Source organism: Pseudomonas sp. M2, assembly GCF_015751845.1.
GTDB classification, from domain to species: Bacteria; Pseudomonadota; Gammaproteobacteria; order Pseudomonadales; family Pseudomonadaceae; genus Aquipseudomonas; species Aquipseudomonas putida_E.
This window is the reverse complement of the sequence record NZ_JADOUD010000001.1, coordinates 1,212,440-1,235,120: the sequence shown is the minus strand read 5'-3', so window position 1 is coordinate 1,235,120 and position 22,681 is coordinate 1,212,440. Positions and strand designations below refer to the sequence as shown.

22 protein-coding genes are annotated in these 22,681 nt (G+C 61.2%); 6 read left to right on the top strand and 16 right to left on the bottom strand.

Going from position 1 to position 22,681, the window contains the following annotated elements; genetic code table 11:
* Nucleotides 1-40: 40 nt before the first annotated feature.
* Nucleotides 41-1,036 carry an alpha/beta hydrolase gene (locus IWW33_RS05845; protein WP_119688358.1) on the top strand — a complete coding sequence of 332 codons (996 nt, stop codon included), beginning with the start codon at nucleotides 41-43 and terminating at the stop codon, nucleotides 1,034-1,036.
* Between the two features lie 30 nt (nucleotides 1,037-1,066).
* On the opposite strand, the gene IWW33_RS05840 is transcribed toward IWW33_RS05845, so the two are convergent.
* The 6 genes from IWW33_RS05840 to IWW33_RS05815 form a co-directional block, all read right to left on the bottom strand.
* Nucleotides 1,067-2,395, bottom strand: coding sequence for a sigma-54 dependent transcriptional regulator (locus IWW33_RS05840; RefSeq protein WP_046787775.1), 1,329 nt, complete (start codon nucleotides 2,393-2,395; stop codon nucleotides 1,067-1,069).
* The gene (locus IWW33_RS05835; protein ID WP_174142055.1) at nucleotides 2,392-4,296 is read right to left on the bottom strand and encodes an ATP-binding protein; all 1,905 of its coding nucleotides are present in this window, start codon (nucleotides 4,294-4,296) and stop codon (nucleotides 2,392-2,394) included. Before IWW33_RS05835 ends, IWW33_RS05840 begins: the two co-directional genes overlap by 4 nt.
* 69 nt (nucleotides 4,297-4,365) lie before the next feature.
* On the bottom strand, nucleotides 4,366-5,100 hold the full coding sequence (locus IWW33_RS05830) for an amino acid ABC transporter ATP-binding protein (protein WP_174142054.1): 735 nt from the start codon (nucleotides 5,098-5,100) through the stop codon (nucleotides 4,366-4,368).
* Nucleotides 5,097-5,768 (bottom strand): ABC transporter permease subunit, encoded by a 672-nt coding sequence (locus IWW33_RS05825; protein WP_012313017.1) that lies wholly within the window; start codon nucleotides 5,766-5,768, stop codon nucleotides 5,097-5,099. The genes IWW33_RS05830 and IWW33_RS05825 overlap by 4 nt, the downstream gene beginning before the upstream one ends.
* Nucleotides 5,769-6,515 carry an amino acid ABC transporter permease gene (locus IWW33_RS05820; RefSeq protein ID WP_046787772.1) on the bottom strand — a complete coding sequence of 249 codons (747 nt, stop codon included), beginning with the start codon at nucleotides 6,513-6,515 and terminating at the stop codon, nucleotides 5,769-5,771.
* A 142-nt stretch (nucleotides 6,516-6,657) separates the two neighbouring features.
* Nucleotides 6,658-7,575, bottom strand: a complete 918-nt coding sequence (locus IWW33_RS05815) for a glutamate/aspartate ABC transporter substrate-binding protein (RefSeq protein WP_115273713.1) — start codon at nucleotides 7,573-7,575, stop codon at nucleotides 6,658-6,660.
* 303 nt (nucleotides 7,576-7,878) lie between these two features.
* Between IWW33_RS05815 and IWW33_RS05810 the strand changes: the two genes are divergently transcribed.
* Nucleotides 7,879-8,214, top strand: a complete 336-nt coding sequence (locus tag IWW33_RS05810) for a hypothetical protein (protein WP_196914255.1) — start codon at nucleotides 7,879-7,881, stop codon at nucleotides 8,212-8,214.
* A 36-nt stretch (nucleotides 8,215-8,250) separates the two neighbouring features.
* Here the strand turns inward: IWW33_RS05810 and glpD are convergent, their stop codons facing one another.
* From glpD to IWW33_RS05790, 4 genes are all read right to left on the bottom strand, one after another.
* Complete coding sequence (glpD, locus tag IWW33_RS05805) at nucleotides 8,251-9,780, bottom strand: glycerol-3-phosphate dehydrogenase (protein ID WP_115273714.1); 1,530 nt, start codon at nucleotides 9,778-9,780, stop codon at nucleotides 8,251-8,253.
* A 173-nt stretch (nucleotides 9,781-9,953) separates the two neighbouring features.
* Complete coding sequence (gene glpR / locus IWW33_RS05800; protein ID WP_115273715.1) at nucleotides 9,954-10,709, bottom strand: DNA-binding transcriptional repressor GlpR; 756 nt, start codon at nucleotides 10,707-10,709, stop codon at nucleotides 9,954-9,956.
* Nucleotides 10,710-10,822: 113 nt separating this feature from the next.
* Nucleotides 10,823-12,322 carry a glycerol kinase GlpK gene (gene glpK / locus IWW33_RS05795; protein ID WP_046787768.1) on the bottom strand — a complete coding sequence of 500 codons (1,500 nt, stop codon included), beginning with the start codon at nucleotides 12,320-12,322 and terminating at the stop codon, nucleotides 10,823-10,825.
* A gap of 41 nt (nucleotides 12,323-12,363) precedes the next feature.
* Complete coding sequence (locus tag IWW33_RS05790) at nucleotides 12,364-13,215, bottom strand: MIP/aquaporin family protein (RefSeq protein WP_046787767.1); 852 nt, start codon at nucleotides 13,213-13,215, stop codon at nucleotides 12,364-12,366.
* Between the two features lie 300 nt (nucleotides 13,216-13,515).
* On the opposite strand from IWW33_RS05790, the gene ybaK reads away from it, so the two are divergent.
* A complete protein-coding gene (gene ybaK / locus IWW33_RS05785) occupies nucleotides 13,516-13,986 on the top strand; it encodes a Cys-tRNA(Pro) deacylase (RefSeq protein ID WP_046787766.1) in 471 nt (156 codons plus the stop codon).
* Between the two features lie 38 nt (nucleotides 13,987-14,024).
* Here the strand turns inward: ybaK and IWW33_RS05780 are convergent, their stop codons facing one another.
* Both IWW33_RS05780 and argF read right to left on the bottom strand, forming a co-directional pair.
* Nucleotides 14,025-15,134: an ABC transporter ATP-binding protein gene (locus IWW33_RS05780; RefSeq protein ID WP_046787765.1), complete on the bottom strand. Its 1,110-nt coding sequence runs from the start codon at nucleotides 15,132-15,134 to the stop codon at nucleotides 14,025-14,027.
* Nucleotides 15,131-16,051, bottom strand: a complete 921-nt coding sequence (gene argF, locus IWW33_RS05775) for an ornithine carbamoyltransferase (protein WP_046787764.1) — start codon at nucleotides 16,049-16,051, stop codon at nucleotides 15,131-15,133. Before argF ends, IWW33_RS05780 begins: the two co-directional genes overlap by 4 nt.
* A 362-nt stretch (nucleotides 16,052-16,413) precedes the next feature.
* Here argF and IWW33_RS05770 point away from each other — a divergent pair, with 362 nt between their 5' ends.
* Both IWW33_RS05770 and grxD read left to right on the top strand, forming a co-directional pair.
* Complete coding sequence (locus tag IWW33_RS05770; RefSeq protein WP_174142053.1) at nucleotides 16,414-18,522, top strand: molybdopterin oxidoreductase family protein; 2,109 nt, start codon at nucleotides 16,414-16,416, stop codon at nucleotides 18,520-18,522.
* A 91-nt stretch (nucleotides 18,523-18,613) separates the two neighbouring features.
* Nucleotides 18,614-18,949 (top strand): Grx4 family monothiol glutaredoxin, encoded by a 336-nt coding sequence (grxD, locus tag IWW33_RS05765; RefSeq protein ID WP_012313029.1) that lies wholly within the window; start codon nucleotides 18,614-18,616, stop codon nucleotides 18,947-18,949.
* Nucleotides 18,950-19,006: 57 nt separating this feature from the next.
* On the opposite strand, the gene bfr is transcribed toward grxD, so the two are convergent.
* Nucleotides 19,007-19,480, bottom strand: coding sequence for a bacterioferritin (gene bfr, locus IWW33_RS05760; RefSeq protein ID WP_046787762.1), 474 nt, complete (start codon nucleotides 19,478-19,480; stop codon nucleotides 19,007-19,009).
* A 200-nt stretch (nucleotides 19,481-19,680) separates the two neighbouring features.
* Nucleotides 19,681-19,902: a bacterioferritin-associated ferredoxin gene (locus IWW33_RS05755; RefSeq protein WP_039601808.1), complete on the bottom strand. Its 222-nt coding sequence runs from the start codon at nucleotides 19,900-19,902 to the stop codon at nucleotides 19,681-19,683.
* A 213-nt stretch (nucleotides 19,903-20,115) separates the two neighbouring features.
* Here IWW33_RS05755 and IWW33_RS05750 point away from each other — a divergent pair, with 213 nt between their 5' ends.
* Nucleotides 20,116-20,718, top strand: coding sequence for a peroxiredoxin (locus IWW33_RS05750; protein WP_012273884.1), 603 nt, complete (start codon nucleotides 20,116-20,118; stop codon nucleotides 20,716-20,718).
* Between the two features lie 123 nt (nucleotides 20,719-20,841).
* Here IWW33_RS05750 and rnt read toward each other — a convergent pair whose 3' ends face one another.
* Together rnt and pyrC are read right to left on the bottom strand one after the other, a co-directional pair.
* Entirely contained in the window at nucleotides 20,842-21,516 is a 675-nt protein-coding gene (rnt, locus tag IWW33_RS05745; RefSeq protein WP_046787761.1) for a ribonuclease T, read from the bottom strand.
* Nucleotides 21,513-22,559: a dihydroorotase gene (gene pyrC / locus IWW33_RS05740; RefSeq protein WP_046787760.1), complete on the bottom strand. Its 1,047-nt coding sequence runs from the start codon at nucleotides 22,557-22,559 to the stop codon at nucleotides 21,513-21,515. The genes rnt and pyrC overlap by 4 nt, the downstream gene beginning before the upstream one ends.
* Nucleotides 22,560-22,681 lie beyond the last annotated feature (122 nt).

The window sequence follows — 22,681 nt, the reverse complement described above, 5'->3', positions numbered from 1 at the left end:
CTCGCGCTCTACTGGGGATCTGCATTCTGGTGTTTCTTTCATGCGGGCTTTTTTGCTTTTTTTCTTGTTCCTTGTCAGCGTGCCGGCGAGCTTCGCCGATCAGCGTTGTGACACTCAAGTACCGGTCCAACGGGCCGAAGCAGGCGATCTGAGCCTGGTTTACCAAAGTGTCGGCGCGCCACGGGACCCGGCTTTGCTGCTGGTCATGGGCTTGGGTGGGCAACTGATCCACTGGCCGGATGATGTGGTCGAGGCCTTGTGTCGACAAGGCTTTCGGGTCATTCGCTACGACAACCGTGACGTTGGCCTGTCGCGCTGGAACCAACAGCCTCCCTCGGCCAATCTCACGGTCGAGCTGTTGCGCTACAAGTTCGGCCTGCCGGTTGCCGCGCCCTATACGCTGACCGACATGGCGGGTGACGGGCTGCGCCTGATGGACACATTGGGGATTGGTCAATTCCATGTTCTGGGTGTCAGCATGGGTGGGATGATCGCCCAGCACATGGCTGCAATGGCGCCGGAGCGGGTGCGCAGCCTGACACTGGTCATGTCCAGTTCTGGCGCTGCAGGCCTGCCGGCGCCAGCCCCAGCGCTGGTGCAGTTGCTGGCCCGGCGCAGTGCGCCGACTCGGGAAGTGGCCATCGAGCAGCAGGCCGACCTGCTGGCGGCGTTGGGCAGCCCCCAGGTGCATGATGACCGGGCCGCTTTGGTACAGCAGGCCGCGCAGGCCTATGACCGGGCGTTCAACCCTGAAGGTGCCAAGCGTCAGATCATGGCGATCCTGGCCGAGCCAAGCCGGGTAGCGCTGCTCAACCAGCTGCGCGTACCGACATTGGTGGTGCATGGGACGGCTGACCCTTTGTTGCCGGTGATGCATGGGGTGCACCTGGCGGCGCATATCCGCGGTAGCCAGCTGCGGCTGATCCCGGGGTTGGCACATCGGTTCCAGGAGCCCTTCAAGGCACCGTTGCTGGGGGCCGTGCTGCCTTACCTGCAGTCACATCGCGAGGACGTGACACATATTGCCGGGTTATGAAAGTGGCGTAGGCCTTCCTCTCGCAGACGTTCAGCCCAGCCCGTACTTTTTCACTTTGTCGAACAGCGTGGTCTTGGCCATGCCCAGCTCCTGGCTGGCCTGGCTGAGGTTGCCGCCGGTGCGTTGCAGGGCATCGCTGAGCAGATTGCGCTCGAACGCCTCTACCGCTTCGGCAAAGCCCAACCCTTGGCTGGCGCCACCGCTCGGGCCTTTCTTGAACGCTGGCAGGCCCAGGGCATAGCGCTCGGCAACGTTGCGCAGTTCCCGCACATTGCCGGGCCAGTCATGGGCCATCAGGCGCGACAGGGTCTGGCTGTCCAGTGTCGGCATGTCCCGGTCGAAGCGCAGCGCCGACTGCTGCAGGAAGTGTTCGAACAGTTGCAGGATATCTTCACGGCGCTCGCGCAGTGGCGGCAACTCCAGGGTTACCACGTTGAGGCGGTAGTACAGGTCGCTGCGGAACTGCCCACTCTGGCCGAGCTGGTCGAGGTCGGCCTTGGTTGCGGCGATCACCCGGCAGTCCACCGCAATGCTCTGGTTCGAGCCCAGGCGCTCCAGGGTGCGCTCCTGCAGTACCCGCAGCAGTTTGATCTGCAGGTTGATCGGCATGCTCTCGACTTCATCGAGGAACAAGGTACCGCCATTGGCGTGCTCGATCTTGCCGATACGGCGCTTGCCTGCGCCGGTGAAAGCGTTGGCCTCGTGGCCAAAGATTTCGCTCTCGAACAGGTTTTCCGGCAGGCCGCCACAATTGAGCGCCACAAACGGTTGGTTCTGGCGCCGGCTGAAATCGTGCAGGCAACGGGCGACCAGCTCTTTGCCGGTACCGGTCTCGCCTTCGATCAGCACGTTGGCCGAGGTGTCGGCAACGTTAGCGATCAGCTCACGCAATTGCTCCATGGCGGGCGAGCGGCCGATGATGCGGCCTTCCAGGCTGCTCTGTTCGGCCAGTTGGCGGCGCAGGGCCAGCACTTCGCGCGATAGCCCGCGCTGTTCGAGCGCGCGGCGCACCACGTCGACCAGGCGTTCCGGCGAAAAGGGCTTCTCCATGAAGTCGTAGGCACCATTGCGCATGGCGCCGACGGCCATGTCGATATCGCCATGGCCGGTGATCAGTACCACCGGCAGGCTGCGGTCGCGCGCCTTGAGGCGGTTGAGCAGTTCCAGGCCGTCGATGCCCGGCAGGCGGATGTCACTGACGACGATGCCGGCGAAGTCATCACCGATCCGTTCCAGCGCCTGTTCGGCGCTACCGACACCCTCGCAGGCGATGTCTTCCAGGGCCAGCGCCTGCTGGCAGCCGAGCAGCACATGCGGGTCGTCTTCAACGATCAGGACGGTAAGAGGCGCTTGGTTCATGGGAGCTCTGCCGATTCATTAGGGGGGGACACCAGCGGCAGGGCGAGAACGAAGGCCGTTCCGCCACTGACAGGGTGCTCGACGTTGAGGCTGCCCTTGGCGGCGGCGGCAAGGCTCGCCGACAGGGTCAGGCCCAGGCCCAGGCCGTGTTCGCCCGGTTTGGTGGTGAAGAAGGGTTCGAACAGGTGCTTGCGCGCCTCGTCATCGATGCCGTGGCCATTGTCGCGTACCCGCAGGCGGTACTTGTCGCCTTGCAACTCGCCTTCCAGCCAAAGCTCAGGTGCCGGCTGGGCAGCCATGGCGTCCAGGGCATTGCCGATCAGGTTGACCAGAATCTGCTCCAGGCGGGTCTGGTCAATGGCCAGTTGCAGGTCGTCGAACTGGCTGTGCAGCTTCAGGTGGCAGCCACTGATGCGACTGGCCAGCACCTGCAAGGTGGCCTCCACGGCCTTGGCCAGCGATGCCTGGCCGCGGTCGTCACCACGCCGGGCGAACGAACGCAGGCTGGCGGTGATGCGGCCCATGCGGTCGATCAGTTCGTTCATGGTGCGCAGGTTGGTACTGGCGGTGTCCAGCGCGCCGCGTTCGAGAAAGCGCACGGTGTTGCCGGACAGTGTCCGCAGCGCCGCCAGCGGCTGGTTGAGCTCGTGGGCGATGCTGGTGGACATCTGCCCGATGGCTGCCAATTTGCCGGCCTGAACCAGTTCGTCCTGGGCGTGGCGCAGGGTTTGCTCGGCGTGACGGCGTTCACGGATCTGCCCCTTGAGCCTTTCGTTGCTGGCGCGCAGGTCGGCGGTGCGCTCGGCAATGCGCCGCTCCAGCTGGCTGTTGGCTTCTTCGAGCGCTTCGCGTGCAGCCAGGCGGGTGGCGATCACCTTGCGCCGCTCGTTCCAGGCGATACCCAGGATCGCCAGCAGGGCGAACGCCACGCCTACCAGAATGCCTTGCACCATCGATTCGCGGCGCAGGTCCTGCAGGGGAGTGAGCAGGGTGAAATGCCAGGGGGTATCCACCAGGCGCCGGGTTTGCGCCAGGTAGGCCACCTCCTGCGCTTTGCCGTGGGCGGTTTCACTGTTGGCCGGGAAGGTCAGCTTCTCTACGCCATCGGCCAGCGTCTCGCGGGCCAGCGGCTGCAGCTCGTTCAGCGGCCACCAGTAATATTGCAGGCTGCGCGCCAGGCGCTCCTTGATCTGCGGGGTCATGGGGCGCACCGACTTCAGGCGCCGCGCCGGGTCGCTGGAGAGGATGATGATGCCGTTTTCGTCGCTGACGAACGCTTCCAGGCGGGCGCGTTGCCAGCGTTCTTCCAAGGTGTCCAGGCGCACCTTGATCACCGCCACGCCGATGATCTTGCCGTGTTCTTCCAGGCCATGGGCCAGGTAATAGCCGGCCTCGCCGGTGGTGCTGCCAATGCCGTAGAAACGGCCCGGCTCGCCGCGCACGGCGGTCTGGAAATAGGCGCGGAAGGACAGGTCTTCACCGAGGAACGAGTCGGCATCGCGCCAGTTGCTGGTGGCCTGTACCCGGCCATTGGTATCGAGCACGAAGATAGCCCGGCTGCGGCTGCGGCGGTTGAGGCCTTCGAGGTATTCGTTGACGGCCTGGCGTGAGCCGCCGTCTGGGTCGGTGAGCAGGTGCGAGACGCTGTCTTCCAGCTCCAGCAGGCTCGGCAGGTAGGTGTACTTGCTGATTTCACTCTCGACCGTACGCGCGTGCAACTCCAGCTGGCGCTCGCCGTTTTCACTAAGGGCGCGTATGCCATTGCTTTCGCTGATCAGGTAGCCAGACAGGCCCAGCCCGACCATCAGCAGGATGATCAGGGGCGGCAGCAGCAATTGGCGGATCAGGCGGGATTTCACGGCAGGCTTGGCAGGGAGAAGTAGCGAGGGGTCGCATTTCATCACAGTGGCCTTGTCACGACCAGCATCCGCTGCCCGGTGGGGCCCGGGGCAGCAGATACTGTGGCCGGCTTAGTGTTGCAGGATCTTGCTGAGGAAGTGCTGGGTGCGTTGGTCGCGGGTACCCTGGTCACCGAAGAACTCTTCCTTGGTGCAGTCTTCGATGATGCAGCCCTTGTCCATGAAGATGACCCGGTTGGCGACCTTGCGGGCAAAGCCCATCTCGTGGGTCACGCACATCATGGTCATGCCTTCGTTGGCCAGCTGCACCATCACATCCAGCACCTCGCTGACCATTTCCGGGTCCAGCGCAGAGGTCGGCTCGTCGAACAGCATGACGATCGGGTCCATGGCCAGGGCGCGGGCGATCGCCACACGTTGCTGCTGGCCACCAGAGAGCTGGCCGGGGTGCTTCTTGGCATGGGCGCTGAGGCCGACCCGTTCGAGCAGGGCCAGGCCCTTCTTGGTGGCCTCCGCTTCGCTGCGGCCCAGTACCTTGCGCTGGGCGATGGTCAGGTTCTCGGTGATGGTCAGGTGCGGGAACAGCTCGAAGTGCTGGAACACCATGCCGACCCGCGAGCGCAATTTGGGCAGGTTGGTCTTGGGGTCGGCAATCGAGGTGCCATCGACCACGATGTCGCCCTTCTGGAACGGCTCCAGGGCGTTGACGCACTTGATCAGCGTGGATTTACCAGAGCCCGAAGGGCCGCACACCACCACCACTTCACCTTTCTTGACCTCGGTGCTGCAGTCGGTCAGTACCTGGAAGTCGCCGTACCACTTGTTGACGTTCTTGATGGAAATCATACGGTGATCCTTTTTTGCAGGCGCTTGACCAGCCACGAAGCGGAGAAGCTGATGAGGAAGTAGACGACCCCGGCGAAGATCAGGAACTCATGGGAGCGCCCGATGATGTCGCCGTTGGAACGTGCCGAGTTGAGGAAGTCCACCAGGCCCACGGTGTAGACCAGCGAGGTGTCCTGGAACAGGATGATGCTCTGCTGCAGCAGCAGCGGGGTCATCTTGCGGAAGGCCTGGGGCAGGATGATCAGGCGCATGGTCTGGGCGTAGTTCATGCCCAGTGCCTGTGCCGCGCCCATCTGGCCTTTGGAGATCGACTGCACGCCGGCGCGGACGATTTCGCAGAAGTACGCGGCCTCGAACATCATGAAGGCGACCACGCAGGAGGTGAAGGCACCCACCGGGGTGTCCTCGCCGGTGATCCAGCGCAGCACGAACGGCACCGCCAGATAGAACCAGGTGATCACCAGCAGCAGCGGGATCGAGCGGAAGTAGTTGACGTAGGCACCGGCGATGTTCGAGAGCAGCTTGTTCGACGACAAGCGCATCAATGCCAGGAGTGTGCCCAGCACGATACCGCCGATCACGCCCATGACCATCAGCTTGAGGGTCATGACCATACCTTCCCAGAGGGCAGGCAGGGCCGGGATGATTTCGCTGAAATCCATTTCCATTTACTTGCCCCCCACGGAAATCAGGCCAGGCACGGCGACTTTCTTCTCGACCAGACGCATGAGCAGCATCAGGCCCATGTTCAGGGTGAAGTAGATCAGCGTAGCCAGGGTGAACGCCTCGAACAGGTTGGCGGAAAACTCAGCGGTCTGCTTGGTCTGTGCCAGCAGCTCCATCAGGCCGATCAGCGAGGCTACCGAAGAGTTCTTGAACACGTTGAGGAACTCGGAGGTGAGCGGCGGAATGATGATCCGGTACGCTTGAGGCAACAGCACGTTGTTATAGATCTGCGGCAGGCTGAAGCCCATGGCGCGGGCGGCAGCTTCCTGACCGCGCGGCAGTGCCTGGATGCCGGTGCGTACCTGTTCGCAGACGCGGGCTGCGGTGAACAGGCCCAGGCAGATGACCACGCTGATCAATGCCGAGGTGGTCGGGTTGAGGTCCTGCTTGAACCATACCTGCAGGCCCTCAGGCAGCAGGTCTGGTACCAGGAAGTACCAGATGAACAGTTGCACCAGCAGCGGCACGTTGCGGAACAGCTCCACGTAGGCGGTTGCGATACCCGATACCAGGCGGTTCGGCACGGTACGCATGACGCCAAGGAGCGAGCCCAGCAGCAGCGCGATGATCCAGGCGGAAATGGCGATGGCGATGGTCCAGCCCAGGCCGGTGATGTACCAGTCCAGATAGGTTTCGCTGCCCACGCCGGTGGACTTGAAGAACACGCCCCAGTCCCAGTTGTAATTCATCGGGATTTCCCCTCAGACGGTTGTTTCACGGGCACCTTCGAGCATCCGGGGGCGCTTGGCGCCCTCGGATGAAAGGTTAGACACTAATGAGTGGCTTGCAGCGTTGATTCGTGCGCTTGCGCACCAGGCCACTAACTGAGGATCAGGATTTCTTCTCGTCTGCGGCCTTGTCGGTCGGCTCGGCGATCAGCTTTTTCAGTTCGTCGCTCATCGGGAACTGAAGGTTCAGGCCTTTTGGCGGAATCGGCTGCTGGAACCACTTGTCGTAGCTCTTGTTGACTTCGCCCGACTTGAAATAGCCCACGATGGCATCGTCGACGGCTTTCTTGAAGGTCTCGTCGCCCTTGCGCATCATGCAGCCATAGATCTCGTAAGACTGTGGCGTTCCGGTGATCACCCAGTCCGCAGGCTTGCGCGCTTTGGCCATTTCACCGGCCAGCAGAGCGTCGTCCATCATGAAGGCCACGGCACGGTTGCTTTCAAGCATGTTGAAGGCTTCACCGTGGTCCTTGGCGGAAATCACGTTCATCTTCATCTGCTTGTCGGCGTTCATCGCCTTGAGGATGCGCTCGGAGGTGGTGCCGGCGGTGGTCACCACGTTCTTGCCGGCCAGATCCGGGAAGTCTTTATAGGACGGCTGACCATCCTTGACCTTGGTCAGCAGGCGCGTGCCGACTTCGAAGATACCCACCGAGAAGGCGACCTGCTGCTGGCGCTCGACGTTGTTGGTGGTGGAGCCGCATTCCAGGTCGACGGTGCCGTTCTGCACCAGCGGGATACGGGTTTGCGAAGTGACCAGGTTGTAACGGACCTTGATGTCAGTACCCAGTTGTTTCTTCAGGGCTTCGACCACTGCCAGCTGGATGTCATGGGAGTAACCCACGGGTTGCGGCTTGCCAGCCAGGTAGGAAAACGGAATGGAGGAGTCACGGTGCCCCAGGGTGATGGTGCCCGACTCCTTGATCTTCTTCAGGGTGCCGGTCAGCTCCTCGGCCATGGCGGGCGAAGCGATGACTGCAGCCGCGATGGCGGCCCCCAGCAATTGACGAACGATACGCATCAAATTTTCCTCGACGTGTTTGTTTTTTTTATGGAGCCGTTGGCGGACTCTTTCGTTCAACGCATGCAGCATGAAGCGTTGTGCATTCGGCTTCCAAGTGTAGAGCATGACTCGTGCCAAGCTCTCACAATGATCATAACCCCGCGAAAAGCCTGGGCATGAACCCTATATGAAGGTTTTTGCGCAAAGCCACGTGGTCGGAACGCCGAATGAGTGCCTCTATTGTGTTCGGCAATCCGAACGGTGGGCGCCTCGCAGAGTCCGTGGCGTCAGCTTTAAATAACACCCCTGCATGAAAAGCACATGTTGAGCTTGCTGCCTCTTTATCAGGAGCTCACGCGCACACGGATCATGCGGGCGGGCAATACCGTCATCGCCGGTGAAAACATCGACGTGTTAAGCAATGCACTGGCGCAACGAGAGTTTTGGCAAGGGTTTGTGCGCAATCTCAATCCCGAGCGCTTCGAAGCCCTGGCCGCGCCGTATCATGAACAGCTGGAAGCCTATGAGCGTCAGGCTGGCGAGTCGGGTGAGCAGCAGTACCTTGAGCACGCTGCGGCATTGATGGAAGCGCTCAATAGCGAGGAACGGGCCCTTTACCTGGCATTGGCAAAAGAGGCGTATGGGCGGGAAGCCTGAGCGTAGGGCGACCGCCATGCGGTCGCCCTACAAGGTTCAGGCGGCGTTGCTGCGTGCGTTGCCCTGTGCCAGGTAGTCAGCCAGTGCGCGCTGTTCACTCTCGCTGGTGAACAGGCCCAGCTTGGTCCTGCGCCAGAGAATATCCTGACTGCTGACGGCCCATTCGGTTTGGCGCAGGTAATCGACTTCACGGGTGAAGAGGCCACCCCCAATCGCTTGGCCCAGATCCTGCGGGCCGCTCACACCTTCCAGCAATTGCCAGGTGCGGCTGCCGTAGGTTACCGCCCAGCGCTTGGCGATGTCCGGCGCGAGCCATTGATGGCGCGCAAGCAGGTCGTCGACCAGTGCCTGAGGTGTACTCATGTCTTCACCACCTGGCAGTGTGGCGCTGGCTGTCCAGCTTTTGCCCATCTGGGTGAAGAACGGCTTGAGTTCTGCCATGGCCGATTCTGCAAGCTTGCGGTATGTGGTCAGCTTGCCGCCAAACACGGACAGCAACGGCGCCTCGCCTTGGGTCGTGGACAGCGCGAGGGTGTAGTCACGCGTGACTGCGGACGGGTTGTCCGATTCGTCGTTGCACAGCGGCCGCACGCCAGAGTAGGTGTGCAGGATATCGCTGGGGCTCAACTGATGATTGAAGTGTGCGTTGACCACTTTGAGCAGATAGTCGGTTTCCTGCCCGGTGATCGCCACCTTGGCCGGATCGCCGCTGTATTCGCGATCGGTGGTGCCGATCAGGGTGAAGCGGTCCAGGTAGGGGATGCAGAAGACAATGCGTTGGTCCTCGTTCTGCAGGATGTAGGCGTGATCCCCCTCGTACAGGCGCGGCACGATGAGGTGGCTGCCCTGGATCAAGCGTATGCCGTACGGTGCATCGAGTTTGAGGTCATCCTTGATGAACCGGGCGACCCACGGACCGGCGGCGTTGACCAAGGCACGCGCGCGAATCGTCTGCAGGCTGCCGTCGGCATGCTGCAGCTCTACCTGCCACAGGCCATCGACACGTTCTGCGCGCAGGCAGCGGGTGCGGGTATGAATGTGCGCACCTTGCTCGCGTGCAGCCATGGCATTGAGTACTACCAGGCGGGCGTCGTCTACCGCGCAGTCTGCATATTCGAAACCGCGGGTGATGGCCGGCTTGAGCGGGTAGCCCGGGCCAAAGCGCAGGCTGCGCGAGGCGCCCAGGCGCTTGCGCTTGCCCAGGTGATCGTAGAGGAACAGGCCGGCACGGATCATCCAGGCCGGGCGCAGGTGCGGGCGGTGCGGCAGCACGAAGCGCATTGGTTTGACGATGTGCGGTGCCTTGGCCAGTAGCACTTCGCGCTCGGCCAGTGCCTCGCGGACCAGGCGGAATTCATAGTGTTCCAGGTAGCGCAGGCCGCCATGGATCAGCTTGCTGCTGGCCGAGGAGGTGTGCTGGGCCAAGTCGTCCTTTTCGCAGAGGAAGACCTTGAGGCCACGCCCGGCGGCGTCGGCAGCAATGCCCACGCCGTTGATGCCACCGCCGATCACGGCAAGATCATAGCAATCGGCAAGTAGGGGCTGGGACGAAACGGGCTGGGACACGGGCAAGGCCTCCTGGGGCTGTTCACATCGAATATGAACATTAATGTTCGTTTCCGAAAATACTAGCGCAACAGAACGGCCATCGCCAGTCAGTGTTTATAGAAAAAACTGATGAGATGACAATAAAATGAACAATATCGAAAATCGCGGGCCCTTCTGGACCCGCTTGCGGTTTAAACCACCTCGAGCCGGATCTTGTACTGGTTGAGCAACTCACCCAGTGCAGGGGATGGCTGCTGGTCGGTCACCAGGCAATCGACCAGGCTGATCGAGCCCAGGCGTACCATGGCGTTACGCCCGAATTTGCTGGAGTCGGCAGCCAGGATGACCTGACGGGCGTTGGCGATGATTGCTTGGGAAACCCGTACTTCCTGGTAGTCGAAGTCCAGCAGGCTACCGTCTTCATCGATACCGCTGATGCCGACCAAGGCGAAGTCGACCTTGAACTGGCTGATGAAATCGACGCTCGCCTGGCCAACCACGCCCCCGTCACGGCGTACTGTGCCGCCTGCGACCAATACTTCGAAATCATCCTTGGCGGCAAGGATCGCAGCAACGTGCAGGTTGTTGGTGATGACCTTCAGGTGGTTGTGGTTGAGCAGCGCCCGGGCAATCGATTCGGTGGTGGTGCCGATGTTGATGAACAGCGAGGCATGGTCAGGAATTTGCCGGGCCACGGCGTCGGCAATACGCTGTTTTTCGTCGCGCATCTGGTCGGCGCGCATGGCGTAAGCAGTGTTCTCGATACTCGAATCATAGGCGGCGCCACCGTGGTAGCGGCGCAGCAGATTGAGCTCGGCGAGCTGGTTGATGTCGCGACGGATGGTTTGCGGGGTGACGACGAACAGCTGCGCCATTTCTTCGATGCTGACGTAGCCGCGTTCGCGTACCAGCTCGAGGATTTGTTGTTGGCGTGGGGGCAGATTCATGGGCGGTCCTTATGGGCTGCCGGACAAATTCTGCAATGATGCCGTAGGAAAGGGACTACGGCCAGTAGGCCGTGGGGTGACGGGGGCCGCGAAGCAGCCCCTGCCCAGGGCGATCAGGCCTCGTGATCTTCCCAGTCGCGGGTACGCTCGACGGCTTTGCGCCAGCCGGCGTACAGTTTTTCCTTCTTCGCTTCATCGAGTTGCGGGCTGAACTCGCGCTCGATGATCGCCTTGTCACGCAACTCGTCCAGGCCACTCCAGAAACCACAGGCCAGGCCCGCCAGGTAAGCGGCGCCAAGGGCAGTGGTTTCGCGCATTTTCGGGCGTTCCACACAGGTGCCGAGAATGTCGGCCTGGAATTGCATGAGGAAATTGTTGGCCACCGCGCCACCGTCGACACGCAACTCGGACAGGCGTTGGCCGCAGTCCTGCTGCATGGCGTCCAGTACGTCGCGGGTCTGGTAGGCGATCGACTCCAGCGCAGCACGGATGATGTGGTCGACTTTCACCCCGCGCGTCAGGCCGAACAGCGCGCCGCGGGCGTAAGGGTCCCAGTACGGTGCGCCCAGGCCGGTGAAGGCGGGCACAAGGTAAACCCCGTTGCTGTCCTTGACCTTGCTGGCGAAGTACTCGGTGTCCAGGGCATCGTTGACGATCTTGAGTTCGTCGCGCAGCCATTGCACGGTGGAACCACCGTTGAACACTGCGCCTTCCAGGGCATAGGCCACTTCGCCACGTGGCCCGCAGGCAATGGTGGTCAGCAGGCCGTGGGAGGAGGTTACGGCTTTGTCGCCCGTGTTCATCAGCAGGAAACAACCCGTGCCATAGGTGTTCTTGGCCTGACCGGGTTCCACGCACATCTGGCCGAACAGCGCGGACTGCTGGTCACCGGCGATACCGGCAATGGCTATGCCGCTCTTGGTGTGGCCGTAGACTTCGGAAGACGGGCGCACCTGGGGCAGCATCTGGCGCGGGATGCCGAGAATGTCGAGCATCGTTTCATCCCACTGCAGGCTGTGGATGTTGAACATCAACGTGCGCGAGGCATTGGTGTAGTCGGTGACATGCACCTTGCCGCCGGAAAACTTCCAGATAAGCCAGGTATCCACGGTACCGAACAACAGTTCGCCGCGTTCGGCCCGCTCACGTACGCCCTCTACATTGTCGAGGATCCACTTGAGCTTGGTGCCGGAGAAGTACGGATCGGTGACCAGGCCGGTGGTTTCGCGAATGTATTGTTCATGCCCGTCGCGCTTGAGTTGTGCGCAGATCTCTGTACTGCGCCGGCACTGCCAGACGATGGCGTTGTACACCGGGCGGCCGGTTTCCTTGTCCCATACCACTGTGGTTTCACGCTGGTTGGTGATGCCCAGTGCGGCGACCTGCGCATGGCTGATGCCGGCCTGTGCCAAGGCTTCGACCATGGTCGCGCTCTGTGTGGCGAAGATCTCCATCGGGTCGTGTTCGACCCAGCCGGCTTGTGGATAATGCTGGGCGAACTCGCGCTGGGAGGTGCCGACCACATTGGCGTCGCGGTCAAAGATGATGGCCCGCGAGCTGGTGGTGCCCTGGTCCAGGGCGATGATGTAGTTCTTGTCCTGGGTATCTGTCATGGTCATAGGCCTTGCAAAATGAGGAAGTCAGGGCGCCAGCATCAGTTGGCTTGAGTATCGCCCTGGCGATTGCCGTTTGTCTCTGGGTTCGCGCTTGGTGCCGTCGGCAGGTTGCGGGCGATCAAGCCACGATAGGTCGCAGCACCCAGGCAAGCGCCGAAGATCGGCGCGAACACCGGAACCAGGAAATAAGGGATATCCCGACCGCCAGTGAAGGCGATTTCGCCCCAGCCGGCCAGGAAGGTCATCAGTTTGGGCCCGAAATCGCGGGCCGGGTTCATCGCAAAGCCGGTCAGCGGGCCCATGGCGCTACCGATCACGGCGATCAACAGGCCGATCAGCAGCGGTGCCATCGCACCACGGGGCAGGCCGTTGTTGTCGTCGGTCAGGGCCATGATGACCGCCATCAGGATTGCAGTGATCACCACTTCGACCAGGAACGCCTGTGCGGTGGAAAGCGAAGGGTGTGGGTAGGTGGAGAACACCGCCGCCAGTTCCAGGCTTTCGCTACTGCCGCGCAGCATGGCATGGGTTTGTTCGAAATCGAAGAACAGGTTGCTGTACAGGGTGTAGACCAGCGCCGCGCCGCAGAAGGCGCCGCAAACCTGGGCCAGCATGTAGAACGGCAGTTTGCGTTTGTCGAAGCTTGCGAACAGGGTAAGGGCGATGCTGACGGCCGGGTTCAGGTGCGCACCTGATATACCGGCGGTGAAGTAGATCGCCATGCTCACGCCGACGCCCCAGATGATGCTGATTTCCCACAGTCCAAAGCTGGCGCCCGCGACCTTGAGGGCGGCGACGCATCCTGTGCCGAAAAAGATGAGCAGCGCCGTGCCGAGGAATTCGGCCAGGCATTGGCTGGACAGCGTAGGTTCGCGTAGAGCAGTCGTCATGTATGACCTCTTTTTTTTTGTTGTGAGGCGCTAAGCGCTCGACAGCAAAGCCCGGCGTCCATCCCCATTGACCCCGGGCGCATGTAGGAATGCACTTAAAAAGTGCACCATTTATTCAGAAACGAAAAAATATAGACAAGAAACGCTTATGTCAAAGGTCGAAAGTGAACGATCGGTCACGATATGAGCGTTGAATGCGGGCGCGAATCCCACGCTAGAGCGGCGTGTCAGCTGTGAACTGGCTGGAGTGTAGGATTTGTCCTAAAGTAGCCGCCGAATTGTCTCGGAGCGGAGCACTGCATGACCCCGGCCCTCGATCTTTTGAAAAAGGCGCGCGCGCAACATCGCGTGCACAGTTATGAACACGATCCAAAGTCGGCGTCTTATGGGCTGGAGGCGGCTGAAAAACTGGGGCTGGAACCGCAGCAGGTGTTCAAGACCTTGTTGGCCTGTAGTGAGAAGGGCGAGTTGCTGGTGGCCGTGGTGCCTGTTGTGGGCACGCTGGACCTCAAGGCGCTTGCCCATGCCGCAGGCGTGAAGAAATGCGAGATGGCCGACCCCGCGGCAGCTCAGCGTGCCACAGGTTACCTGGTGGGCGGAATCAGTCCGCTGGGGCAGAAAAAGCGTCTGCGCACCTTCATCGACGATTCGGCGCAGAACTTTGCCACCATCCATGTCAGTGCCGGGCGACGGGGGTTGGAAGTGGAACTGGCTGCTGCTGTACTGGCCGAGCAGACCCAGGGCACCTTCGCCGGTATCGGTCGGGGTTGAGCTGCGCAGGGGTCGCCTGGCAGCCCCACGTTGCTGAATCAGGTCGCCGAGCTGTAGCGACGCACTCCGTTTTCCTGCCGTGGCAACTGCGCCGCGACACTGCCGGGTACCGGGAACAGCACCAGGTGGTCAGCTTTGACGGTAATGCCGACCTGCTCGCCAATTTGGTGATCGATATGGCTCGGGAAGATCGCTTCCAGCTGGCTGCCTGTCGGCAATTGCAGGCGGTACAGTGTCGATGCGCCCAGGAAACTCTTGCCGACGATGCTTGCGCGCAGTGCGCTGTCGGCGTCAGGGACGATATCGTCAGGGCGCAGCAGCACGTCTACCGAGCTGCCGGGGGCCATGATGTAGGCGCGGTTACCCCGCAGCTCTCCGAGCTCGGTGTTGACTGACTCATGGCTGCTCATCTGGCCACGGATGAAATAACCCTGGCCGATGAAACTGGCGACGAATGGCGTCTGCGGCTCATGGTAGAGGTTGTAGGGCGTGTCCCACTGCTCCAGGCGGCCTTCCTTGAACACGCCCACATGGTCGCTGACCGCGAAGGCTTCTTCTTGGTCATGGGTAACCAGAATCGCGCTGGTACCACGGCTTTTGAGGATGTCACGGACTTCGTGGCTCAGGCGTCGGCGCAATTCGACGTCCAGGTTGGAAAACGGCTCGTCCAGCAGCAGCAATTGCGGCTCTGGGGCCAGCGCCCGGGCCAGGGCCACGCGCTGTTGCTGGCCGCCTGAGAGCTCATGCGGGTACCGCCCGCCGAGGCCACCGAGCTTGACCAGCTCGAGCATTTCTTCGACCACCTGCCCCTGGGATGGGTGCTTGGCGATGCCGAAGGCGATGTTTTGCGCCACGGTCAGGTGCGGGAACAGCGCATAGTCCTGGAACACCATGCCTATGCGGCGCTTCTCCGGGGACAGGGTAAAACCGGCGCGGGAAATGACTTCGCCCGCGAGCTGGATCTCACCTTCGTGTACCGGCTCGAAGCCGGCGATGGCGCGCAGGGTGGTGGTCTTGCCGCAACCCGACGAACCCAGCAGGCAACCGATGTCGCCTGCGTTCAGGTGCAGGTTGAGGTTCTGGACGATGCGCTGGTCGCCGTAGCCGCAGGCGAGGTTGCGCAGGTTGAGCAGTAGGGGTTGACTCATGCGTGGTGGTAAGCCGGTTCGACAAGGAATTCGAGAAGGGCCTTCTGTGCATGCAGGCGGTTTTCAGCCTGGTCCCACGCGACCGAACGGGGGTCGTCGAGCAGGTCATGGCTGATTTCCTCGCCGCGGTGGGCGGGCAGGCAGTGCATGAACAGGGCATCGGGTGCCGCCAGGTCAAGCAGTTCGCGGGTGACCTGGTAAGGCGCGAAATGCGCCAGGCGCCGTGCAGTTTCCTCTTCTTGGCCCATGGAAGTCCAGACATCGGTGGTCACCAGATGCGCGCCACGTACGGCTTCACGTGGATCGCGGATGATCTGCACGCGGTCTGCGCCCAGTGCCATGAAGCGTGGGTCAGGGTCATAACCTTCCGGGCAGGCGATGCGCAGCTGGAAATCGAACTGCCGGGCAGCCTCGATGTACGAGTTGCACATATTGAAACCATCGCCGATCCAGGCCACGGTCTTGCCCTGGATAGCGCCACGGTGCTCGTGGAACGTCTGCATGTCGGCCAGCAATTGGCAGGGGTGCGACTCATCGGAAAGGCCATTGATCAGCGGTACGCGTGAATTGGCGGCGAACTCGGTGAGGGTGCTGTGCGCGTGGGTGCGGATCATCACCGCATCGACCATGCTCGACAGCACGATGGCGCTGTCGCTGATCGGTTCGCCCCGGCCCAGCTGTGTGTCGCGTGGCGACAGGAAGATAGCCTGGCCACCGAGCTGGATCATGCCGGCTTCGAACGACACCCGGGTCCGGGTGGAGGATTTTTCGAAGATCATGCCCAGGACACGGTTTTTCAGCGGTTCGAACAGCACGCCGCGCTTGCGCAGGTCCTTCAGCTCGATGCCTCGGCGGATCACACCGAGCAATTCGTCGGTGGTGAAATCCAGCAGGGAGAGAAAGTGCCTTGCGCTCATGATTGACTACCTTATCTGCAACGGTATGCAGGTCGACCGTATGGTTTTTTTGACAACGGGAGTGACCTGCGGCGTAAGCCGCACGGGGCGGACGAAATAGGGAAAGGCGCAATACTATAATTAAATGTCGCCTAAAACCAAGAGGGGGAACAGCGGCTCTGTTGCAAAGGGTGTCGTTACCCCTTGAGCCTGCGCTGTTTTTTATTTGCTACAGAGGTTGTACACGGCTTGCTGGCAATTTGGCAAATGGCTGTCGCAAATCGTGCGCCTGATGTCGGGAGATTCACGCTGCGAAGCGCGCTGGCAGGGTGCAAGGGCAGGGGGCATAGTCGGTTTTCAACAATTGCAAGGCAGAGGCAGCCATGACCAAGACCCTGCATCACCGTGCCTGCCACCTGTGTGAGGCGATCTGCGGGCTGAACATCGAAGTCAGCCATGAAAGCGACGGGAGCGCGCGCATCAGTGCAATCAAGGGCGACCCCCTGGATCCGTTCAGCCGTGGCCACATCTGCCCCAAGGCCGTGGCTTTGCAGGATATCCAGGATGACCCGGACCGCCTGCGCCAACCGCACCGACGGGTGGGGGAGCGATGGCAGGCCATCAGTTGGGAGGAGGCCTTTGCCCTGGCCGCCGATAAGCTGTGGTCGATACAGCAGGCACATGGGCGTAACGCGGTGGCGGTTTACCAGGGTAACCCGAGCGTGCACAACTACGGCTTGATGACCCACAGCAATTACTTCCTGGGGCTGCTCAAGACACGTAACCGTTTTTCCGCCACCTCTGTGGACCAGTTGCCTCAGCACCTGACCAGCTACCTGATGTATGGCCACGGCCTGCTGTTGCCGATCCCGGACATCGATCACACCGATTTCATGCTGATCCTCGGGGGCAATCCTTTGGCCTCCAATGGCAGCATCATGACCGTGCCGGATGTGGAAAAGCGCCTCAAGGCCTTGAAAGCGAGAGGCGGGCAACTGGTTGTGGTGGACCCGCGACGCAGTGAAACTGCCGCCATGGCCGACCGGCACCTGTTCGTGCGCCCCGGCGGCGATGCGGCGCTGCTGTGCGGTTTGCTCAATACCCTCTTCGATGAAGGCCTGGCGCGTGGTTCGCATCTGCCGGTCAATGGCCTGGAGCAGGTGCGCACGGCGATCAAGCCGTTCACCGCCGAAGCCATGAGCGCCCAGTGCGGCATCGATGCTGCCAGCATTCGGCAGTTGGCACGGGATTTCGCCGCTGCCGACAAGGCGGTCTGCTATGGCCGCATGGGCGTGTCGACACAGGCTTTCGGCACCTTGTGCCACTGGCTGGTGCAAGTCATCAATCTGGTAACCGGCAACCTGGATCGTCGAGGCGGTGCGCTGTGCACCGAGCCTGCCGTGGACCTGGTGGCGAGCACCTCGGGCGGGCATTTCAATGCCTGGCAGAGCCGCGTGTCGGGGTTGCCCGAATACGCTGGTGAGCTGCCCGTGGCGGCCCTGGCCGAGGAAATGCTCACGCCCGGCGAGGGGCAGGTGCGGGCCCTGGTGACCGTCGCCGGTAACCCGGTGCTGTCCACCCCCAATGGCAGGCAGTTGGATGCGGCGCTGCAGGGGCTGGAGTTCATGCTCAGCATCGACCTTTACATCAACGAGACGACCCGCCACGCCGACCTGATCCTGCCGTCTACTTCGGCACTGGAAAACGACCATTACGACAGCACCTTCAACCTGCTGGCTGTGCGTAATGTCACCCGCTTCAACCGGGCCATACTGGCCAAGCCTGCAGGCGCCTTGCACGACTGGGAAATTTTCGTTGGCCTGGCGCAAGCCTTTGCCAAGCGTGCAGAACTGGAACTGAAACCGACCATGGCACCTGCGCAGATGATCGACCTGGCGTTGCGCAAGGGCCGCTATGGCGACGAAAGTCCCCGCAAGCTTTCGCTTGAAACGCTTGATCAATACCCTCATGGCCTCGATCTGGGCCCCTTGGGCGCTAATCTGCGAGGGCGCCTGGCGACTGCCAGCAACGCCGTGGAGGCGGCGCCCCAGATTGTGCTGGAGGACTTGCGCCGGTTGGCCGAATGCGTACCGGCAGTAGCGGGTGATTTGCTGCTTATCGGGCGTCGCCATGTACGCAGCAACAACTCGTGGATGCACAACTACCATCGCCTGGTCAAAGGCAAGCCACGCCATCAGTTGTTGATGCATCCGCAGGACATGCGCCAGCGGCAGTTGGAGGATGGCCAGCGGGTACGCATCCGTTCGCGCACCGGTGACCTGGAAGTCGAGGTGCAGGCCTGTGAGGACATCATGCCTGGTGTGGTCAGCCTGCCGCATGGCTTTGGTCATGGCCGCCAGGGCGTCAACCTGCAGATCGCCCAGGCGCAACCCGGCATCAGTGCCAATGACCTGACCGATGAGCGTCTGCGTGACGCTGTTTCCGGGAATGCGGCGCTCAATGGCGTACCCGTGCAGGTGAGCGCCGCCTGAGCACCGGCAATGCCGAGCATTAGGCTCAGGTTTCCGATACAATGCGTCACCGTGCCGACCATCGAGTCGGAAAGTTCAGACGAGGTGTTCCATGGATATCATCGAAACGATCAAAGAGCAGATTGCCAACAACACCATTCTGCTTTACATGAAGGGCTCGCCGAATGCCCCGCAATGCGGGTTCTCGGCCAAGGCATCGCAAGCTGTGATGGGTTGTGGCGAAAAGTTTGCTTACGTGGATATCCTGCAGAACCCGGAAATCCGCGCCAACCTGCCTAAATACGCCAACTGGCCGACCTTCCCGCAACTGTGGGTAGCTGGCGAGCTGGTCGGCGGTAGCGACATCATGCTGGAGATGTTCGAGAACGGTGAGCTGCAGACACTGATCAAGGACGCCGCTGCCAAGGCCAAGGCTTCCGAAGCCTGATCTTTCGGCAAGCATAAAAAAACCCGCTCATGGCGGGTTTTTTTATGGGGCCGGAATTTACTCTTCGCCCATCTGCGACTGCAGGTAGTTCTCGATGGTGATCTTGTCGATCAGGCTCAATTGAGTTTCCAGCCAGTCAATGTGTTCTTCCTCGGATTCGAGGATGTCTTCAAGCAGTTCACGCGAGCCGAAGTCACCGACGGTTTCGCAGTGGGCGATGGCGGCTTTGAGATCGACCAGGCCTTTCTGCTCGATCTTCAGATCGCATTCGAGCATTTCCTTGGTGTGCTCGCCGATCAGCAGCTTGCCCAGGTCCTGTACGTTCGGGATGCCTTCTAGGAAGAGAATACGCTTGATCAACTTGTCAGCGTGTTTCATCTCATCGATGGATTCCTTGTACTCGTGCTTGCCGAGCTTGTTCAGGCCCCAATCTTCGTACATGCGTGCGTGCAGGAAGTACTGGTTGATCGCGACCAGCTCGTTTCCGAGGATCTTGTTGAGATGCTGGATGACGCTTACGTCGCCTTTCATTGCGGGTTCCTGCCCTGAGAAGTGTGCCGATACAGGGAAGTTTGAGCCTGATACTTAGGGCTGTCAAACCTAAGTTCTTGAATAATAAGTGAAAATTAATAGGAATAAGAATGTTTGTGAACCGCGTTGGGACGCTAACTTATTGAATTGTAGGCATAAAAAAACCGGACACGAGGTCCGGTTCTTCGAATTGGGCGATATCAGGCGGCAGTAAATTCCACCGGATAGGGCAGGGCGGCTTGCTGGCTCACCTGAAGCTCGGTCAGGGTCTCGCGGACTACCTGCTTGGCCAGGCACGCGCATTTGCCACATTGGCTGGCGACATTGGTCGCGGCTCTGACGTCCTTGTAGCTGCAGCATCCTTCATAGATCGCATCGCGGATCTGTCCGTCGGTCACGCCGACACAAAGACACACATACATAAAGTCGGACCATCGCTGGTTGAGTCGATGGGTGGAGAGTAATGGTAATGAGAATGCTTGTCAAAACACTTTCTGTAAGTGCCGTGCTTGAGCGACCGGCGGTTGGATTCGGCCTGTCACCGGAAGCCGTGTATGATGGTCGGCCTTTGTTGGATGTCGGGCAAGCCCGCCTTGGCCTGGCAAACGGTTCTTCACCCTCATCAGGAGATTGCAATGAGCGTACTCGTTGGCAAAAAAGCCCCCGACTTCACCGTCCCGGCTGTACTGGGCAATGGCGAAATCGTCGACAGCTTCAACCTGGCCTCGGCCATCAAGGGCAAGTACGGCCTGGTGTTCTTCTACCCACTGGACTTCACCTTCGTATGCCCGTCCGAGCTGATCGCCCTGGACAACCGCATTCCGGACTTCCAGGCCCGCAACGTTGAAGTGATCGGCGTTTCGATCGACTCGCACTTCACCCACAACGCCTGGCGTAACACCCCGGTCAACAATGGCGGTATCGGCCAGGTCAAATACACCCTGGCAGCCGACATGACCCACGAAATCTGCAAGGCCTACGACGTCGAGTCCGAAGGCGGCGTGGCTTTCCGTGGTGCCTTCCTGATCGACACCAACGGCGTTGTCCGTTCGCAGATCATCAATGACCTGCCGCTGGGTCGTAACATGGACGAGCTGCTGCGCCTGGTCGATGCCCTGCAATTCCACGAAGAGCACGGTGAAGTCTGCCCGGCCAACTGGAAGAAAGGCGACAAGGGCATGAACGCTTCGCCAGAAGGCGTTGCTGCTTACCTGAGCGAGAACGCTGGCAAGCTGTAATTGCCGAGCGCATAAAAAAACCGGCCTTCGTGGCCGGTTTTTTTTTAGCTGCAAGCTTCAAGCGAAAAGCAGAGCGCATGCGGGCTGCTCTTTCTTGCAGCGTGCAGCTTGCCGCTCTGTGCCTCAATCGTTGAAATCGCGCCAGCCGCCCATCTCTTTCCAGCGGTTGACGATGCCGCAGAAGAGTTCGGCTGTCTTCTCGGTGTCGTAACGTGCCGAGTGCGCCTCACGGCCGTCGAAGTCGATGTCCGCGCTCTGGCAGGCCCTTGCGAGCACGGTCTGGCCGTACGCCAGGCCAGCCAGGGTGGCGGTGTCGAAGCTGGAGAACGGGTGGAACGGGTTGCGCTTCAGATCGTTGCGCGTCACCGCCGCATTCAGGAAACCCAGGTCGAAGCTGCTGTTGTGGCCGACCAGGATCGCCCGCTTGCAGCCGTTGGCCTTCAATGCCTTGCGCACGCCGCGGAAGATGTCGGTCAGCGCGCTTTCCTCGCTCACCGCCATGCGCAGCGGGTGGTCCAGCTTGATGCCGGTGAACTCCAGCGCGGCAGCCTCGATATTGGCCCCCTCGAACGGCTCCACACGGTAGAAGTAGGTGTGCTCCGGGAATAGGAAGCCCTTCTCGTCCATACCGATGGTCACTGCGGCGATTTCCAGCAGGGCATCGGTGGCGCTGTTGAAACCGCCGGTCTCGACATCCACCACTACCGGCAGGTAGCCACGGAAGCGCTCGGCCATCGGGTGGCGTGAACCGCTGCTGGCCTGGCCGTCCTGCTCGTCTTCGTAGAGGTCTTCGCTCACGCGTTGTCCTCCAGCAGGCGCCAACGCAGTTTTTCACCGGCGCGCAGCGGGATCACGGTCTGCTCGCCAAACGGCAGGCTGTCCGGGGCAGTCCATTCTTCACGGACCAGGGTAATCGTGTCGGTATTTGCCGGCAGGCCGTAGAAGGCCGGACCATGCAGGCTGGCGAAACCTTCCAGTTTGTCCAGCGCATTGCGCTGTTCGAAGGCTTCGGCATACATCTCGATGGCCGCATAGGCGGTGTAGCAACCGGCACAACCGCAGGCAGCTTCCTTGGCGTGGCGGGCGTGGGGTGCCGAGTCGGTGCCGAGGAAGAACTTCGGGTTGCCACTGGTGGCCGCGTCCAGCAGCGCCACCTGGTGGGTGTTGCGCTTGAGAATCGGCAGGCAGTAGAAATGTGGCCGAATGCCGCCGACCAGCATGTGGTTGCGGTTGTACAAAAGATGCTGTGCGGTGATGGTCGCACCGACGTTGGCAGGCGCCTCGGTGACGAATTGCGCTGCATCGGCGGTGGTGATGTGTTCGAACACCACTTTCAGCGTGGGGAAGCGCTCGACCAGGCGACGCATGTGTTCGTCGATGAAGCGTTTTTCGCGGTCGAACACGTCGATCTCGCTGCGGGTCACTTCACCATGCACCAGCAACGGCATGCCGACTTCAGCCAGCGCTTCGATGGCCGGGAAGATATTGTCGATGCTGGTCACCCCGGAATCGGAGTTGGTGGTGGCGCCGGCCGGATACAGCTTGGCGGCGTACACGATGCCGCTGGCCTTGGCCGCGCGGATGTCCTCGGGGCTGGTGCGGTCGGTGAGGTACAGCACCATCAACGGCTCGAAGCGGCTACCGGCCGGACGGGCACTGAGGATGCGCTCACGGTAGGCCCCGGCTTCGTCGGCATTGCGTACCGGTGGAACCAGGTTGGGCATGATGATGGCACGGGCGAAAGTACGCGCCACATCGCCAACGGTATGGGGCAGGACGGCACCATCGCGCAGATGGATGTGCCAGTCGTCGGGACGCAGGAGGGTCAGGCGATCGGACATTGGGGATTCCAGGCGGGTCGAACTCAGGCGCCAATGCTACCGGAAAACCCTCGCCCGAGCACGGCTATCAAGTTTTCCGGCAAGCGTCCGATAGCCTGCCTGTAAGCCGTCAGAATTAGTGG